Origin of the sequence: Roseivirga pacifica, assembly GCF_900111145.1 — a bacterium.
GTDB lineage: Bacteria > Bacteroidota > Bacteroidia > Cytophagales > Cyclobacteriaceae > Roseivirga > Roseivirga pacifica.
In genome coordinates, this window is record NZ_FOIR01000001.1 from 869,263 (window position 1) to 889,302 (window position 20,040).

The following is a 20,040-nucleotide window of genomic DNA, read 5'->3' on the forward strand; positions in this document are numbered from 1 at the left end:
CTATTGATTACTGCAAATACTCCAATAGCTCGTCATAATTAGTAGCTAGGCCACTGGTGCCGAGCGCTTCTAAGGTTTCAGCATGGCCTTCTCTAATATGGCTTCCTCCCAAATAGCCAATGGTTTTTAAGCCAGCTCCAACCGATGCGGTTACACCTGCTACACTGTCTTCTACCACTATTACTTCGTCCTTATTTAAGCCGAGTGTCTCTAGGGCGAGCTCATAAACGGCAGGGTTTGGTTTGCCTTTCGGTACCATTTCGGCACTGAATACGCGGCCACCAAACTGCTCGCTTACGTGCAGCATTTCTAGCGCCTCTAATACATAGTCTTTGGCACTGTTGGAAACAGCAGAAACGGGCGTTTTTATACTTGCCAGCATTTGGTGCACACCGTTAATAGGGCGCATATTGTCTTTAATACCGCGGTCTAGTGTGGGCACAATTGTTACGGTATCGAGCGATTCGGGCAAGTGCTTTTCTGCCTTTAAAATACCGATGATGTCGGTAAAGGTTTTGCCGGTGTAGTTAAGGATGAAGTCATCTACGGTGATGCTCATTCCTTGGGTGTTTAACCAGCCACTGACTACCTCAGCGGCAACAATTTCGGTATCGATGAGCACGCCATCGCAATCGAACAAAATGTGTTTGATCATTAGAAGTTTGGAGAGTGTAGGTACTTAGAATAGAACTCGTCAATTACGCGTACGGCATCGGTTGGTGTATCTACCAAATGTACCAGCTTCAGGTCGTCTGGGCTGATGTTTTTTGCCGTGAGCATAGTGTTCTTTATCCATTCGAACAGGCCGCCCCAGAACTTAGTTCCCACTAATACAATTGGGAATTTGCCGATTTTATTCGTTTGAATTAAGGTGATTGCTTCGAAGAGTTCGTCTAGCGTTCCGAAGCCGCCAGGCATTACCACAAAACCCTGTGAATACTTTACAAACATTACCTTGCGTACAAAGAAATAGTCGAAAGAAATGAGTTTGTCTGGGTCAATGAATGGGTTGTTGCCTTGTTCGTGCGGCAGTTCAATATTTAAACCAACTGACTTACCACTTTCGCTTTTGGCACCTTTATTACCGGCTTCCATAATACCCGGGCCACCGCCAGTTATTACGCCATAGCCGTGGCGAACTAGTTTGGCGCCAATTTCTTCGGCCATGCTGTAGTATGGGTCTTCTGGTTTGGTGCGTGCCGAACCGAAGATTGAAACACAAGGGCCAATCTTGGCGAGTTTTTCAAAGCCTTCTACCATCTCGGCCATTACTTTAAAAATCACCCAAGAGTCGTGCGTTTTAATCTCATTCCAGTCGCGGTCTTTAAACGCTTGTTTAATTTTATCTTCGTTTGTCATATCGAAAAGTTAAATGTTAAGGGTGAATAAAGTGTTACCGGCTTTTTAAGTCTTTCAGCGCTTCTTCAAGTTTAGGAAACTTGAACTCGAAACCTTCAGTCATTATCTTCTCGCAGCTTATTCTGCTACCACCGAGTACAATTTGGGCCATTTCACCCAGAAAAATTTTTAAGGCCAACTTAGGAACGGGTATGGGCATAAAAGGTTTTCCGAAGGCGCTTGCGGCTGCTTTGGTTAGTGCTTTATTTGTCGTTGGTTTTGGGCCAACAGCATTGTACGCGCCAGTGTATTTTTCTTCTTCCAGCGCATGCATAAACATACGGCATAGGTCCTCAATATGTATCCAGCTCATGTATTGATTGCCTTTGCCTAGCGGAGCAGTAATTGGTGGCTTTATCAGTTCCATAAGAGCGCCACTTTTTTGGCTCAGCACCACACCAATGCGCAATTGTACCAAGCGAATGCCCAAAGTGCTAACCCTGCTGGTGGCTGTTTCCCAGGCATCGGTAACGTGGGCTAAAAAATCGTGGCCAACGGGCGCACTTTCTTTAATGGTGGCGTTGCCGGTGTCGTTGCCATAATACCCAATGGCCGATGCAGCCACAAAGGTTTTCACCTCATGTTCGGTTTCGCTGAGCTTTTTGAACAACAGGTGGCTGGTTTTGGTGCGGCTGTTGAAGATTTCTTCTTTGCGCTCGGCCGTCCAGCGTTGGCCAGCAACACTGGCGCCAGCCAAATGTATAATGGCCGAAACGTTGTTGAAGGCGCCTTCTTCTATGTAGTCTTTGTGATAGTCCCACTCAAATATTTCGTAGGGTGCAGCTGCATCTTTGCTGCGGCTTAATACAGCTACTTGCCAGCCGGCAGCTTGCAGCATAGGTGTAAGTTCGGAGCCAACCAGACCGGTGCCTCCTGTAATGAGCACTTTCTTGTTCATGGAATAGTAAGTTATAAGAGTAGCCTGTTGTTTGAAATATTTGGGCATAAAAAAACCCCGACCATGGCCGAGGTTCTTTTAAGTGGTGATTAAAATTCTTTAGAAAGAGTATTTGATACCAAGGCCAACAGATGTGCCTGGGTTAAAGCTTTGGAAAACTTGCGCACTCTCTTGTTCGCTACTAAAGTTAGAGAATGATCTTTCGTAGAACTGCTCAAGCTTGTCTCCCAAAATATTTGAGATGCTGAAGTTAAGCGCCCATTCTTCTTGCTCACCAAATACTTTGTTGAAGTTGAAGTTTAAGCTATGGAATGGTTGAGCGAATACGTCAGGGTTAATACCACCGCCTACTACTACAAGGGTTTTACCTTTTACATTGTAGAATAAACCAGCATCTATACCTCTTTCGTAATCATCATAAGCCAATCCGGCATTTACAATCCACGGTGCTTGACCTGCCATGTTTCTGGTGTCTTTAATTTCTTCACCTGTTCTGGCATTGTTTCTTCTGTTTCTAAGCTCAGTTTCAGACAGTTCGATTGCTGATTTTACCAAAGTAAAGTTACCGTACAAGCTAAATCTGTCATTAATAAAGTCTAGAGACTTTTTAAATTCTGCTTCAATACCGTAAACCTGTCCGTCACCTACGTTTCGAGGCTGTAGCTCAATGTTGGTTTGTGCTTGAGGCAACAATACCAATTCTATCGGATCTTGGAATGACTTGTAGAAAGCAGAGAAAGAAACGTTTTGACCTCTGTTCATAAACAGCTCCCAACGCAAGTCAAAGTTGTCAATAAGAGTCTCTCTTAGGTTGCCGTCCCAATCGTCAATAGCGAACAAACCACCATCAAAGATTCTGTTTGATACGGGGTCTAATATCTGAGCAAATGAAAGCTCTTTGAAAGAAGGGCGCGCAATGGTTTTAGAGTATGACAGTCTTAGGTTCTGACGCTCTTGCAGGGCGTAAATAAAGTTAACTGAAGGGAAGAAGTGCAGATTATCTAGTACTACATCGTTATCCAAAACTTGTGTTTGTAGCTGATCTCTACCAGTGTGTCTTTGAACAAAGTTTTCTGCTCTTACACCAATAATACTCTTAAGCTTTTCTGTGGCAGAAAACTCGGTAGAAATGTAAGCACCAGTATTGTTGATGTTAGAGTTGTACTGGTTAGGGTTTGGCTCGCTAAATCCTGATACTAAGAATATAGATCCGTTAGGATAAAGTGTCTCTGGAGTCCAAACCTCGCTGGCATTGCCAGTCCAGTCAAGCTGCTGACCATTGAAGAAGTTAACGTTAAAGTCTACAATGTTATAGTCACGCTCTTTGTATACATGGCTTACACCAAATTTGATCTTACCGTCTCTGTTGAAAATTTTTCTGTCATTGGTAATATCTACTTTACCTACAGTGTTCACCTCTTCAAGAGATCTCCAAAGTCTGCTTGGGTTACCAGCAGCACCTGCTGCAAAGCGTAGGTTGTCATTAATTCTAGTAAAGGCAGTTCTTCTGATATCCGGATCATCTTGAGAAGACCAAGTAGAAGCACCTCTCCAGTCTATTGTCCACTTGCCATCCGCAAGGTGGTGTTCACCGTTTAAGAATAAGTTAGTGATCTGTCTTTCATTGTATTCCAAGTTTTCTGAAATACCAGTGTAACCAGACTTACCAACAGCGTTCTCATCGTCCACAAGGTCGAAATCACCTGCGCGGCTTACACCGTTTTGCAGTCTCATTAACGTTAATCTGAACTTAGAACTTGATGTTTTGTAAGCCAAGCCGGCAAGTCCACCAAGTAATACATTATTCTCAGCTAAAACACCTTGTGTAGTGGCAGCTCTTTGGAATTCGTTTATGTCCGGGTCGATATCGTTCTGATATTCACCGTAGATAGCATTGTCGTAAAGGGTTGTGTTGTTTTTGTAGTTACCTGTAAACATGTAACCAAGTGTGTGTCCGTTTGCTAGCTCTTTTTGATCTGCATAAGTAACCCCGAAGTTGTAGTTCATAGGGCTTGTTTGCTGGTTAACGCCTAGGCTCGGGCTAAATTCATTCAAGAATTCAGAAACCTGAGCATCAGTAGAGTTAAACGGTGTAGGAATATCTGCAAGATCGTAGCCGCTTGGTAGGTCTCTTTCTCCATTGTCAAAACCTAAGAAGTCGGTACCGCTACCATCATAGGTAATGTAATCAGAGTTAAAGTGCATAGAAGGGTTGTACTCGATCGATAGTGAGATATCGAATATTTTCTGATCAGGGAAATCCTTTGTTTCAATATTCACAAGACCACCCGTAAAGTCTGCAGGCAATTCTGGAGTAAAGGATTTTACGATCAACATATTGTCAATCATGTTCGTAGGGAACACGTCAATTTGGATACTGTTTCTGTCTGGGTCAAGACCAGGAATGTCCATTCCGTTAAGGGTTGTTTTGGTATAGCGGTCTCCTAAACCACGTACATAAACGTACTTACCACCTTCTACAGAAACACCTGTAATTCTTTTTGCTGCTGCTCCGGCATCGCTATCACCAATTCTTCTGAAACTTTCAGATGAGATACCGTCCATTACGTTAGCAGACTTTCTTCTTTGTGTTAAAAGAGCAACTTCTGAGGTTCTTATGGCCTGAGCAGTTACTACTACTTCTTCCAGTTCTTCAGTGTCTTCTTTAAGCCTGATTTGATCAATTACTGTAACTTCATCGGCTGTTATCACTACATCGTTAATAACCACCTTTTGAAACCCAATAAAGGATGCTTGAAGCTGATAGGTGCCTGCAGGTGCATTCACACTAAATTTACCGTCAAAGTCTGAAATAGCACCATTGCCTGTGCTTAACAAAATGACAGTAACACCGTACATCGGTTCACCATTAGAATCTTCAATAATGGTACCTCTAATTGTTCCATTTTGTGCAAAAGCCAGTTGCGATAGGCCGAGCACAAGTAGAATAATTACATGCTTAAAGTTTTTCATTTCTAAATTTTACTGGTAAAGAGAAAACCCACTGTATAGCATCAGTGGGCTTTCTATATTTAATGTTAATTAATTCTATAGTCCAAGTTCTGCAAGAGCACCAGAGCTAGCAGCCCAAGTCCAAGCAAAGTCAGCAGCAGTAGGTCCGTAAGATTTGTCGGCTACAGCTACTCCGTAAGTAATAATGTTGCCAGTAACACCGTCAAAGTAACCATCAGCATTGTCAGCAAGGTCAGTTTCCCAGTTAGTACTAGCTTCTGCACCGTTACCACCGAAAGAGTCGATTCTACCCGCAGTGATACCGAAGAAGTAAAGGTTTGTAAGTGTTGCGTTAGTGTCATCATCCCAGTCAACAATAGCATCGATGTCATCGCCACCGTAGATTACACCTTCAGTGAACATGTGGTTTTCACCTCTTGTTCTAGTTCCTTCAGGACCGTCAAGTTCGAAAGCAGAACCAGTTCTTGGAGTGATAATGATGAAGTTTGAAACAGTACCGTTCCAGTCTTGGTCAGTATCCATTGAATCATCGTAAGAGTTCCAGATAACTACGTTTTCTACAGAAACATCTCCACCGAAGAATTCGATACCATCATCAGCGTTAGCTACAACTTCAATGTTGTTGATAGTAGTACCAGAACCAACACCACCTAAAGTAAGACCGTTGATCTCGTTACCAGCACCAATGTTAGTTCCACCGTGACGGATAGAAACATAAGATAGAGTACCTGAGTTATCAGTTGGCTCATTTCCACCGTAAAGACCGTTAGGGTCAGAAGAAGGAATACCTTCGATTTGTAGCTCAGCTAGGTCTTCTACATCAGAAGTGTTTTTTGCAGTGATAGGTGCTTTACCAAGAATGATAACACCACCCCAACGACCAGCGTTTTCAGGGCTCATTTCGCTAGAGAAGTAAGTACCAGCAGCAATATCAGAAGGATCAATTGGGTCTTCGATAGTAGTGAAGATGATTGGAAGCTCAGGAGTACCTTCAGCATCAATCATTGCGCCTCTAGCAACAAGTAGTGCAGTAGCAGCAGCTTGCTGACCAGTGTTACCTTTAATTACAGTACCTGGCTCAATTTCTAGAGTAGCACCTTCTTCTACAGTAACTCTTGTATCTAGTACATAAATGTTATCGGCAGTCCAAAGTGTGTTTTCAGTAATGTTACCTCTTACAGTTACCACAGGAGTTGTAGCAATAGCATCGATAGTAAGAACAGCAGTAGCATCGTCTGAAGAACCTTCAGCATCTGTTACAGTAAGTACAACGGAACCAGCACCTACAGCAGTAGCAGAAAAGCTAACAGCGATAGTACCAGAAGTAGCGTCAGCTTCCATGTCAGTAGTGATTGTAGCACTACCACCTTGTGCAGAAACGCTTGAAGTAGCAAAACCACCTGGAGTTGTAACATCAAAGTTCAAAGTGATTGAAGCATCAACAGTTACATTGCCTGGGTTTGAAGTAGAAGCTGTAACTGTAGGAGCATCCGGAGATGGAGCTGGATCATCATCATTACACGCAGAAACAGCAAAAACCATTGCCGCAGCAAGGAATAGGCTGAATAATTTGTTCAAAGAGTTTTTCATGTTTTTGATTAGGTTTTGAAATTTGGTTACAAAACAACATGAAAGACCCTAGAAAGCTTTTATCCGAGTGTTAAGAATAGTTGTCATTCCGTTTAACAAAAAGTTAACGGTGTTAACGGAATGTTACCAAGAAATTAGTGGTTGATAGGTATCTTTTTTAGCAGCTTTTCTATGATGTGCTCAGTAGTGATTCCATCCGCTTCTGCCTCGTAATTCAAGATTATCCTATGATTAAGCACGTCCGCAGCTATTTCCTTAATATCTTCTGGTAGCACGTAATCGCGCTGGTTAAAGAAGGCAATTGCCTTGGCTGCAAGGTTTAAATTAATACTGGCACGTGGCGATGCACCAAACTGCATGTAATATGCTTCTTCGTCAAGCCCGTACTCTTTTGGGTTACGGGTGGCAAATACAATTTCAATTATATAGCGCTCCAAAGAATCGGAAATGGTTACTTGGTTCACCTCATCGCGAATGGCAAAGATGTCTTCCTTTGTCAATAGGGTTTCCAATTCCGGCTTGAATTTCATGTTCGACATACGTCTCATTACTTCAAGCTCTTCCTCTTTGGTTGGGTAGTTTACCTTTACCTTAAGCATAAATCGGTCAATTTGTGCTTCTGGCAAACTATAGGTTCCTTCTTGGTCTACTGGGTTTTGTGTTGCCAGTACTAAGAATGGTCTATCTAACTGATAACTATGCTCACCAATGGTAACGGTTTTTTCCTGCATGGCTTCTAAAAGAGCCGACTGCACCTTGGCCGGAGCACGGTTTACCTCATCGGCAAGTACTACGTTGGCAAATATTGGCCCTTTCTTAACCTCGAACTCCGCTTTTTTCTGATTATAAATCATAGTACCGATCAAATCGGCAGGAAGTAAGTCGGGCGTAAACTGAATACGCTGAAAATCTAAGTGAAGCACATTGGCAAGTGTATTTACCGTTAGGGTTTTGGCAATGCCCGGTACACCTTCCAATAGAATGTGTCCGTTAGTAAATAGGCCCACCATTAGGCGGTTTACCATATACTCTTGCCCAACCACAATCTTGCTAACCTCGCTGGCAACACGGTTGATCTTCTCTTGATGTTCTTTTCTTATATCGTTAGAAAGTACCTCTTCCATAATAATTCATCTTTCAGAAAGCGCGCAAAATAAAAAATTAAGTATTACTAAAGCATAATACTTATATGAATGCAGAAGGTTTGATGGCCTTCGGTTCATTTTACCCCAAATATCTCTTATTTAATGGGTTGCTCTACACCGCAGTTATCATTTAACAAGAATTAACAGCAGAAAAAATTTTCAAAAAATTTTCGGTTCAATTCATAAGAACTGTCATAAGCTTTCAGGAATAAGTAAAAAATAGCTCACCCACAGCCTTTTGTTGTTTGCACTTTCAAAATTGAATGGCACTTCTATCAAAACCACGTTGACCTAAAATGGCACAATTTTCATAAAGCTTAAATTGTACTATTCTTATGAAATAGATGTGTCCGCATTTATTGTTTCATAATATCAAAACGTTGATATTCAGCTCGTATTGTGCGTTTCCTTCACTAGAACTCAACATATAACAAAATGCAGATAGTCACAATCAAAAAGTCGTTCACTCGAATAATAGTATTATTCGTGGCTTTTCTGTGTGTGAACAGCACTGCACTTTTCGGGCAAACTTTATCTTTTGCCTCTGAAGCTACCAACAGTTGTGTGGGTAGTATCAACGTTAGTGTTACTGGCGGAACAAGTCCTTATACTTATACATGGGAAGACGGTGGAGGTACTGACTTAGGTGTTAATTCCTTTTTTATTAACAACCTTACTCCTGGTTTATATAAAGTAACCGTTGAGGACCAAGTAGGTAATACTATATCTAAAACATATGAAGTATCTAGTCCGCCAGACCTTATAGGGTCTGCTGTTGTGAATGATGTTACCTGTAGAGGAGATTCAGATGCACAAGTAATAATAACGATGGGTAATGGTAACCCAGGTTATGATTGGGAGTTGTTTGACTCGGGAGGAGGCTCACTCAGTACTGGAAGTGTAATGGGCGTAACCATAACTTTAGGGGGGCTAGGAGTAGGAGATTATACGGTCAATGTCGAAGATAGCGATTTATGTACTGGTCAAGTTAATTTCACTATTACAGAGCCATCGGAGGATTTAGGCTTTTCAATTGGTGCCTCTAGTGATGCCACTTGCTTCAATTCAACTGATGGAATGCTTAGTGCAACAGGAACTGGTGGCTGGGGCGACTATGAGTATTCATGGGTTGAAGTTTCAACTGGTACGGTAGTAGGTACTACTGCTACAGTTACAGGTTTGGCCCCTGGTGATTATAGACTTGATATTGTAGATCGAAACGGTACGGGTTGCTCTATTAGTACACCTATCCAAACTATCGATTCCCCACCAGAGATTGTTCAATCTGCGACTATTACCGATGCCCTTTGTAATGGTGACTCGAATGGTAGTATTAATCTTAGTAGATCTGGTGGTGTGGGTTCTTATTCCTATTCATGGTCGAACGGAGCAACCTCTCGAAATATTTCAGGACTTGCCGCTGGAAGTTATACCGTAACCATAACCGATGGTGCTGGCTGTACGGATACCGAAACTTATGTTGTTGGTGAGCCAGCCGTTTTGGCTGCTTCTCCTTCTGTTACCAATGTGCTTTGTTTTGGTGAAAGCACTGGATCGATAGACAGCAACGTCACGGGTGGTACTGCTCCTTACACATACAACTGGTCCTATGGCGGAATTATTACCGAAGACATTGACAACCTGCCAGCCGGAACTTACAGCCTAACCGTTACTGATTACAATGGCTGTTCTGTTACAGTTAATGGAATTACAATAACCCAACCAGCCGCTGCTCTTAGTAAACAGAGCGAGTCGCTTACAAACCCAACCTGCTTTGGTGGGGCGGATGGTTCTATTACCATTACCATGCAGGGCGGTACGGGGTCTTACGATATTGATTGGTCTAATGGAGATACTGGCGCAACAGCCACTGGTTTAACTGCGGGCATTCATTCGGTTACTGTAACCGATGATAACGGTTGTACTTATACCGAGTCTTTCACCTTAAATAATCCAGCAAAAATTGCAGTAACACCAAGCATTACCCCAGTAACCTGTAATGGCGGTGCAGATGGTGCCATTAGTGTAAGTGCTTCGAATGGCTCAGGTTCTTATACATACAGTTGGGATCATGGCCCTTCTGGCAATAGCATTTCGGGCTTAATAGCGGGGAGCTATACCGTTACAGTAACCGACCAAGTAACAGGTTGCGTGGTGAAGGAAACCATTGCCGTTACTCAGCCAGATGTAATACAAGGTAATGCTACTATCAATGTGATTTCTTGTAGTGGTGCTGGCGATGGTAGCATCTATTTAACGGCCACAGGTGGCTCAGGTAGCTACTCTTACTTATGGGATGACGGCTCAACAAACTCGAATCGATTAAACTTAGGCCCAGGTAACTACTCGGTAGATATTACAGATAGTAAAGGGTGTGTAACAACCGAGAACTTCAACATAGTGGATCCAGCTACCATGAGTATTTCTGATACACATGTAGACTTGGTATGTAAAGGAGGCTCCTCGGGTTCGGTTGATATTACCGTTACTGGTGGAACATCTCCATATTCATACGCATGGGATAATGGTAGCGGAACCTTCACCACAACCGAAGATTTGACGAATGTGCCTGCTGGAACCTATTCAGTTATAGTAACTGATGCAGGAGGATGTACCATTTCTACATCTGTAACCTTAACCGAGCCGGCCACAGAGTTGGTGCTTTCTGGTACCGAAACTGATGTTACTTGTAATGGAGGTTCAAATGGTGCGATAGATCTAAATGTAACTGGTGGTGGTGTTGGCTACACTTACCTTTGGAGCACTACGGCAACTACTCAAGATGTAACTGGCTTAACAGCAGGAAATTATACTGTAACCGTTACAGATGCCAACGGTTGTGTCAAGTCACTTGGCTTTACCATTTCGGAGCCAGCTCCCATCACTGCTCTTGAAAGCAAGACAGATGTTACGTGTAATGGTGCCAATGATGGAACCATTGATTTTACCGTTTCGGGAGGCACAGGCTCATACACTTACTCTTGGGCCGATGATGCTGGAATAACCACTAAAAATCGTACTGGACTTGAGCCAGCAAATTATACACTTACCATTAGAGACGGCAATGGCTGTCAGCTCGTAAAGACATTCACAATCGCTGAACCGGCAGTTTTAACTGCCGCTGGCACTGCATTCGAAGTTAGTTGTTTTGGTGAAAGTACGGGGTCGATTAACCTTACCGTTTCTGGAGGTACGACCCCGTATACCTACTCTTGGAGCGATGGGGGAGGTGATATTGAAGATAGAACAAACTTACCTGCAGATGATTACGAAGTAACCATTACTGATGCTAGAGGTTGTAAAGTAACACGGAGATTTACCATAATTGAGCCTGCTGCTCCATTGGCCTTAACCGGCACTGCAACCGATATTACTTGTAATGGCGCTGCAGACGGTATTATCAATCTGACAATTACAGGTGGAACAGCCCCGTACAGCTATAATTGGTCAGATAGCAACAGCAATGAAGACCGAAGCGGTTTGCCTGCCGGCAACTATAATGTAACTGTAACAGATGCTAAGGGCTGCCAAGTAACCGCAAGCTATGTAATTACCGATCCGCCATTGCTCGTAGCTTCTGGCGTTGAAACCGATGTGAGCTGTAATGGCGCTGCCGATGGCGAAATTGACTTAACCGTTTCTGGTGGAGGAGGTACTTATACTTACGTATGGACGACCCCTTCTGGCACAGAAACCACAGAAGATCTTACCGGTCTTGGACCTGGAAACTATTCCGTAACCATTCAGGATGATAGAGGCTGCTCTGTGATTCGCAACTTTGTAATTACAGAACCTACCGCAATGGCCTTTGGCTATACTTCGTCCGATGTGCTTTGTTTTGGCGAGAACAATGGGTCGATTGATATTACTGTAACAGGCGGTTCGGGAGGTTACACGTACAAATGGACAGACGGACCAACCACCGAAGACCGCACAAACTTGGCAGCGGCAGATTATGAGGTAACTGTAACGGACTTGAATGGTTGTCAGCTCATTCGAACCATCACAATTGCTGAGCCTGCTGCCACCTTATCAACTACTGCAAACGTGGTGGACATTAGCTGCTTTGGTGGTAGTGATGGTTACATTGAACTAACGCCTGCCGGAGGAACAGCACCTTATACTTATGAGTGGAGTAATCTTCAAACAACAAAAGATGTATTCGGCTTGGCACAAGGTTCCTACACCGTAAAAATCACTGATGACAATGGCTGTTTTATTGAAGAAACCTACACCATCAATATGCCAACAGCTCTTCAGGTAACCGCATCACAAACTAATTTAGATTGTAATGGAGATGCAGATGGAACCATTGACTTGACAGTAACTGGTGGAACCGGCCCTTACACCTTTACGTGGAGCGATATTGGCGTTGGCCCAGAAGACCGCTCAGGTTTAGATGGTGGAAATTATACGGTAACCATTGCGGATGCCAGCGGCTGTTCAGTAAACAGAAGTTTTACTATTGTGGAACCACTGCAGCTTAACGCAAACCCAATAGTTACAAATGTAAGCTGCTTTGGAGATGCGAATGGCTCGATAGACCTTTCGGTTTCGGGTGGAATTGCGCCATATACCTATTTGTGGAGTAATGGAGAAACCACACAAGACCTCTTTAATATTTCGGGAGGAACTTACACGTTGGATATTACAGATGGAAATGGCTGTGTATCTAGCTATAGCTATACTGTTACAGAGCCAACCGCGGCATTGGCGGTTAGCAGTGTTATTACAGACGAAAATTGCTTTGGCGACAACCAAGGTGCTGTTGACATTACCGTAACCGGAGGTACTGCACCATATACTTATGTATGGAATAATGGATCTACCAACCAAGACCTTAGTGGAGTAGGTCAAGCCACGTATCAACTGAAAGTAACAGACAAAAATGGCTGTTTCGTGGTAAATAACTACACCGTTTCGGGCCCAACCGAGATTAGTGTTAGTGGAAGTGTTGTTAATATTACCTGTAATGGAGCCAATGATGGAAGTATAGACATTAACCCCACTGGGGGCACAGGCACATACACCTATTTATGGAGTAATGGAGCAACAACTCAAGATGTTTCTGGGCTAGCGCCAAATACTTACTCAGTTACCATTACAGATACTAATGGCTGTAGTGAAATGAGGTCCTTCACCGTTACAGAGCCTTTAGCACTTTCTATGACGGCCAGTGTAGACGATGTGTCTTGCGAAACCGCAGCCGATGGAGAAATTAATGTTAGTATATCGGGTGGTGTAACGCCTTACACTTACGAGTGGACTGATGGCACTGCAACGCAAGACCGCACAGGGCTTTCTGGTGGAACGTATGAACTAAAGGTAACCGATGCTAACGGCTGTATAATTACCCAATCATTTACTGTGGCAGAACCTATTGCCCTAGCAGTAACGGCTAACATTGTAGACGAAACCTGCTTTGGTGATAATACAGGAGAAATTGATTTGACCGTTTCTGGCGGAACAACCCCTTATAAATATAGCTGGAATAATGGCGTAACAACTAGGGATCTGAGCGGCTTATCTCAAGGAACTTACCAGGTAACTATTGAAGATGCCAATGGCTGTACTATTGTGGCCAATTATACCGTAGGTGGCCCAACAGAGGTGCTTACCTCCGCAGTTACTTCCAATGTAAGTTGCAACGGTGGTGCCGATGGCCTGATTGACCTTACGGTAACAGGTGGCGATGGTCCTTATGTATTTGCTTGGAGTAATGGAGAAACAACTGAAGATATTTCTGGTCTTACGGCACAGAATTATTCAGTACAAATTACAGACGCTAACGGCTGTATTGTAAGCCGATCTTTCACCATATCGCAGCCGCTGGCTTTAAACCTTACCGGTTCTACTATTGATGTTACTTGTAATGGTGCCGCAAATGGTGCTATCAACACAAGTGTATCGGGTGGTGTTACTCCATACACTTTTGAGTGGGATGATTTAAGCTCCAAAAAGGACCGTACCAATTTATCGGGCGGAACTTATACACTAAAAGTAACCGATGCCAATGGCTGTGAGGTAACCGAGTCATTTACTATTTACGAGCCAGATCCACTGGTGGGTACAGGAGGAGTAACTGACGAAACCTGTTTTGGCGATAATCTAGGAGCAATTGACTTATCCGTAACCGGTGGAACTGGACCATACAAATACTCTTGGAACAATGGAGCTACCACACAAGACATCAGTAACCTTGCGCAAGGTACGTATCAGGTAACCATAACTGACGATAACAACTGTGTGTTGGTAGAGACCTTTACCGTGGGTGGCCCAACAGCATTAAACGTTTCAGGCATTATAACTAACCTAACCTGCAACGGTGCAGGCAATGGAGAGATAGACTTAACCGTATCGGGAGGAACTACACCTTACACATATTCATGGAGTACTGGTGGTGGTACCGAAGATGTAAGCGGACTTGATGCAGGAAATCATTCGGTAACTGTAACAGATGCCAATGGGTGCTCAGTGACTAGGTCTTTCACAATTACACAACCTTTGGCACTTAACTTAACTGGTGTTACCAGTGATGTGACTTGCAATGGCGCTGCCGATGGTAGTATCGATGCGATTATTTCAGGGGGTGTTACGCCTTATACCTACGAATGGGCAGATGGCACAACTACGCAAGACCTTTCAGGGCTTTCTGGTGGCACATATTCACTTAAAGTAACAGATGCCAACGGTTGTGAGATCAATCAATCCTTTACAATAGCCGAGCCTGATGCTTTGGCGGGAACGGCAGTAGTGACGGACGAAATTTGCTTTGGCGATAACCTAGGAGCAATTGACTTATCCGTAACCGGTGGAACTGGACCATACAAATACTCATGGAACAATGGAGCCACTACACAAGATATTAGTAATCTATCTCAGGGAACTTACCAAGTGAATATTACCGATGCGAACAACTGTGTTTTAGTTGAAACATTCACAGTTGTCGGACCAACCGCCTTAGTAGTGGCTAGTACGGTAACCAACTTAACTTGCAACGGTGCAGGTAATGGGGAAATTGATTTAACCGTATCAGGCGGAACTACTCCGTACACATATTCATGGAGTACTGGTGATGGTACCGAAGATGTAAGTGGACTTGATGCGGGAAATCATTCGGTAACTATAACCGATGCCAATGGATGCTCGGTGACTAGGTCTTTCACAGTGGTTGAGCCTTTAGCATTGAATCTTTCGGGTATTACTGCAGACGTAACTTGTAATGGCGCAGGCGATGGTAGTATTAATGCAAGCATTTCTGGTGGAGTAACACCTTATAAATACGAATGGTTAGACGGCCCAACTACACAAGATCGTAGCGGGCTTGATGGAGGCACTTATACACTGAGAGTAACTGATGCCAATAACTGTGTGATTGAGCAGGCCTTTACCATTGCCGAACCTACTGCGCTAGCCGTTACCGGAACGGTAACTGACGAGAACTGCTATAATGATGCACAAGGAGCTATTCAACTTACAGTAAGTGGCGGTACAGGACCGTATACTTACGATTGGGACAATAATGCCATTACCAAAGACATTAGTGGGCTTACACAAGGCACCTATCAGGTTACTATTACCGATGCCAATGGGTGTGAATTGGTAGCAAACTATACCGTAGGTGGTCCAACGGAGATAATACTTTCAGGTACAGTAAGCAACCTTAGTTGTAATGGCGCAGGCGATGGTGCCATCGACCTGACCGTTACTGGTGGTGTAGGCCCATACACATATAGTTGGGGTACCGAGACCACAGAAGATTTGGTGGATATTGCTGCAGGTACCTACTCAGTAACAGTAATCGATGCCAACGGATGTAGCAAAACCAGAACCTTTAACGTAACGCAACCAACCATTTTGGCAGCTTCTAATAAGGTAAACGATGTGGATTGTTATGATGCCGGCAACGGAAGTATTACGCTTACAGTCGGTGGCGGTACGCTGCCTTATACCTATGCTTGGAGTACTGGAGCAACAACTCAAAACGTGTCAGGCCTCGATGGAGGAACTTATTCTGTTACCATTAAAGATGCCAATAACTGCGAAATCACGCAGACCATTACAGTGGGCGAACCAGCTTCACCACTAACCGTGCTTGGCAATACTTCGGATGAACTTTGCTTTGGCACCAACAGCGCAACAATTACTTTAAATGTAACTGGCGGAACAGGCCCTTATACTTATAAATGGAGTAATGGTTCTACTAACAAAGACTTAACCGGCCTAAGTGCAGGTTCCTATCAGGTAGAGGTTACAGATGCAAATGGGTGTAAGCAAATCGAAACTTACCTTGTTTCTTCTCCTTCGGCACTAACAATTGGTGGTGTGGTAAGCGACATATCTTGCTATAATGCTGCCGATGGTGCAATAGACCTTACCGTTTCTGGCGGAACAGGCCCTTATACCTACGTTTGGAGCAATGGTGAAACTACAGAGGACCTTCAAAACCTTGACGAAGCAAGCTATAATGTAATTGTAACCGATGCCAATGGTTGTTCTATCAGTACCAGCTTTAATGTAACGCAGCCTTCAGCCTTAGCCATTGGCTATACGGCAAACGATGTGGATTGCTACGGTGCAAATGATGGCAGCATTTTGGTAAATGTTACTGGCGGAACAGCCCCATACAATTATAGCTGGGGTGATGGTACCACAAGTTCTAATAGAACCGGACTAGCGGGTGGCAACTATAACTTAATGGTAACCGATGCCAACGGTTGTACAATTTCTCAAACCATTACTGTAAATGAGCCGGCAGCTCCTTTAACAGCTTTAGAAACCATAGCAGATGAAAACTGCTTTGGCGACAATCAGGGAAAAATTGAGCTTTTGGTTAGTGGAGGAACAGCTCCTTATAACTACAAGTGGAACAACGGGGCCACTACACAAAATATATACGGACTTAGCCGTGGCGACTATCAGGTGAGCATTACCGATGCTAATGGTTGCCAAATTCAGCATACTTACAATGTGGCAGGGCCAGACTTGTTTACAATTTCGGCCAACGAAACCGATGTAACATGCAACGGAGCCGATGATGGTGCTATAGACATTAACCTAGCGGGAGGCACCGCTCCGTACACTTATGCGTGGAGCAACGGAGCTACTACTGAAGACCTAGAGGATTTGGGTCCGGGCAACTACAGTGTAGTAGTTACCGATGCTAATGGCTGTACCGTTTCTGCAAGCTATACGGTAAGCGAACCTTTAATACTAACCATTAACCAGCAAGTGTCGGATGTAACATGCTTTGGTGCCAACGATGGCGCCATCGATGTGGCTGTAAGTGGCGGTAACCTGCCATACACCTACACTTGGTCTAATGGTTCAGGTTCTGAAGATTTGAACAACCTTGCGGGAGGTGTTTATCAGTTGAAAGTGGTAGATGCGAAAGGCTGTACCGTTACTTCCAACATTGTGGTAAATGCACCAAGTGCGCCACTTAATGTAACCGGAACGGTTCAGGATGTTACCTGCTATGGTCAGCCAAATGGCGGAGTAGCCTTAAACGTAACGGGTGGAACGGCCCCTTACAATTACAGCTGGAGTAATGGTTCTAACCAACCAAACTTGGTAAATGCCCATGCGGGTGATTACTCAATTACTGTTACCGATGCTAAAGGTTGTGAGTTTGTAGCTAGCTATACTATTGTGGAGCCAGATGCACTAGATGTAACCTTTGCAACTACACCGGTAACCTGCTTTGGCGATGCAGACGGTGCCGTGGTGGTTACACCACAAGGAGGCACGGGGCCATATTCATACGTTTGGTCAAACGGAAGCACAAGTAAAGACCTAATCGGAATTTCAGGAGGTACTTATAACCTCACTGTGATTGATGCCAACAACTGTACGGTAACCAAAGCGGTGGTAGTTGGCGAATCGAGCGACTTGATCGTAAATGTGAACAAGCGCGATGTAATGTGTAAAGGAGATGCTTCCGGATATATTGATCTGGAGGTGACTGGGGGTAGTGGTTCATACACCTACGCTTGGGATCATGGGGCTTCCGAAGGAACCCTAACCGATCTTACTGCGGGTGTCTATCAGGTGTTAGTTACAGATGCCGGAGGGTGTTCAACCACTGCGTCAGTCGTTATTGCTGAACCTGCTCAGGCACTTTCTGCCACAGTTAGCGGTACGCTAGACCTTATTTGCTACGGAGAAACTACAGGTGTAATTGAAGTAAATGCCGTGGGTGGCGTTGGCCCTTATACTTACACTTGGAGCAATGGAGCTCGAACAAACCTTATTGCCAATGTGGGTGCTGGTACTTACAACGTAATTGTGCGCGATGCCAACGACTGTGTAGTAGAACTTACTCACACCATTACACAACCAACCTCTCCAATTTCAATTCATGCGCAAGGTAAACTCAACCTTTCTTGTAAGGATGCCAACGATGGCCGAATAGTAGTTGACATTGAAGGTGGCGAAGGCCCTTACGATATTCTGTGGAGTACAGGCAGCAGAGCATCTTCTATCAGTAACCTGTCGGCAGGCGATTACACAGTAAGAGTAAGAGATGCCAAAGGCTGTGTGCAAGAAAAGCTCTTTACCATTAAAGAACCTGAAGAACTCATAATTGCGAATGCTATTGTGAATGAGAGTCAATGTTATAACGACCGAAATGCCTCAATCGAATTGAACATTGAAGGTGGTACGGCACCATATAGTTACCAATGGAGTAACGGTGCCACCACCAAAAACCTCATTGGCATTTCTTCAGGAAACTACACGGTATCGATTACCGATGCTAATGGTTGTCAGGTGCAGGGTAGTTACAGTCTAGATTCGCCAGAGCTGTTCGAAATGAACCCGGATGTAAGCCCAATTAGCTGTATTGGTGCTGGTGATGCTTCAATCTCCCTAAACATTGCTGGTGGAATCGATCCGGTCTCAATCAGGTGGAGTAATGGTGCTTCTTCCGAAGCCATTTCTAACCTTACACCGGGAGAATACAATGTATTGGTTACCGATAAAAATGGCTGTACGCTTCAGAGTACATTCAACATATTCGAACCATTGGAATTAATGCTCGATGCATTTGTACAAGATGCCACGGCTTGTAATAACCCACGCAGTGGTCAGGTGAATGTAATTGTTACGGGAGGAACCGAACCTTATAGATTCCGCTGGTCGAATGGAGATACTACTTCAACCATAGAGAATGTGTTGCCGGGCACTTATGTAGTAGAAGTAACCGATAAGTTTGGTTGTTCTATCCAAGGTACTTATTCGGTATTACAGCCAGAGCCGCTTCAAATTGGCTTAAGTACACAGCCTTACATTGACTGTGACAGAAGAGTAGCCGGAATTTTGGTAACTGCCGATGTAAAAGGTGGCGTAGGAAACTATAACTACAGCTGGTCGCGTGGTGAAGATGGCGGAACAGATGAAATTCTGCTAACTACACCTGGTAGACTAACCCTAGAAATTACGGATGACAGAGGCTGCTTCCAGATGAATTCAATCGATATTGATATTCCAGAATTGGGTGAGGCAGACTTTGAGTACAATGCCATTTCGCTTGACGAAACAGGCGACTTGGCCATGAATGATCCAGTGAGTTTCTTCGACCTATCCGTGGGCGAGATCCTTGACTGGCATTGGGATTTTGGTGATGGTTTCGACTCTGACGAGATCGACCCAATTCACACCTATGATGCATCCGGAACATATACAGTTACACTCACAACTACCGACAGAACGGGTTGTACTTCTACCAAAACTGCTGTGCTGGATATTGGTGAAGGATACCGCGTAATGCTACCAAACGCCTTTACACCAAATGGCGATGGTAACAACGATTTCTTTAGGCCGCGTTTGCTTGGCCTAACGCAAATGCGACTAATCATTTATAACACTTGGGGCGAAGTGGTATTCAGTACCGATGACATTGAAACCAAAGGTTGGGATGGTATGGTCGATGGTAAGCGCGCTGAAAACGGCAACTATGTCTACAAAATTATAGGGAAGAGTTTTAACGGACTCAGCGTAGAGCGCGATGGCGTGTTTGCACTAATTCACTAAAAC

General features: G+C 44.0%; 7 protein-coding genes. 1 reads left to right on the forward strand and 6 read right to left on the reverse strand.

Annotation, left to right across the window (positions count from 1 at the left end; all coding sequences use genetic code 11):
* Positions 1-7: 7 nt before the first annotated feature.
* The 6 genes from BMW98_RS04000 to BMW98_RS04025 form a co-directional block, all read right to left on the reverse strand.
* Complete coding sequence (locus BMW98_RS04000) at positions 8-655, reverse strand: HAD family hydrolase (RefSeq protein ID WP_090257113.1); 648 nt, start codon at positions 653-655, stop codon at positions 8-10.
* A complete protein-coding gene (locus tag BMW98_RS04005; RefSeq protein WP_090257115.1) occupies positions 655-1,359 on the reverse strand; it encodes an LOG family protein in 705 nt (234 codons plus the stop codon). Before BMW98_RS04005 ends, BMW98_RS04000 begins: the two co-directional genes overlap by 1 nt.
* Before the next feature lie 34 nt (positions 1,360-1,393).
* Positions 1,394-2,296, reverse strand: a complete 903-nt coding sequence (locus BMW98_RS04010; protein ID WP_090258203.1) for a TIGR01777 family oxidoreductase — start codon at positions 2,294-2,296, stop codon at positions 1,394-1,396.
* A 99-nt stretch (positions 2,297-2,395) separates the two neighbouring features.
* The gene (locus BMW98_RS04015) at positions 2,396-5,269 is read right to left on the reverse strand and encodes a TonB-dependent receptor (RefSeq protein WP_090257117.1); all 2,874 of its coding nucleotides are present in this window, start codon (positions 5,267-5,269) and stop codon (positions 2,396-2,398) included.
* A 75-nt stretch (positions 5,270-5,344) separates the two neighbouring features.
* The gene (locus BMW98_RS04020) at positions 5,345-6,859 is read right to left on the reverse strand and encodes an autotransporter outer membrane beta-barrel domain-containing protein (RefSeq protein ID WP_090257119.1); all 1,515 of its coding nucleotides are present in this window, start codon (positions 6,857-6,859) and stop codon (positions 5,345-5,347) included.
* 134 nt (positions 6,860-6,993) lie between these two features.
* Positions 6,994-7,983 carry an AAA family ATPase gene (locus BMW98_RS04025; RefSeq protein ID WP_090257121.1) on the reverse strand — a complete coding sequence of 330 codons (990 nt, stop codon included), beginning with the start codon at positions 7,981-7,983 and terminating at the stop codon, positions 6,994-6,996.
* Positions 7,984-8,439: 456 nt separating this feature from the next.
* Between BMW98_RS04025 and BMW98_RS04030 the strand changes: the two genes are divergently transcribed.
* Entirely contained in the window at positions 8,440-20,037 is an 11,598-nt protein-coding gene (locus BMW98_RS04030) for a PKD domain-containing protein (protein WP_090257123.1), read from the forward strand.
* Positions 20,038-20,040 lie beyond the last annotated feature (3 nt).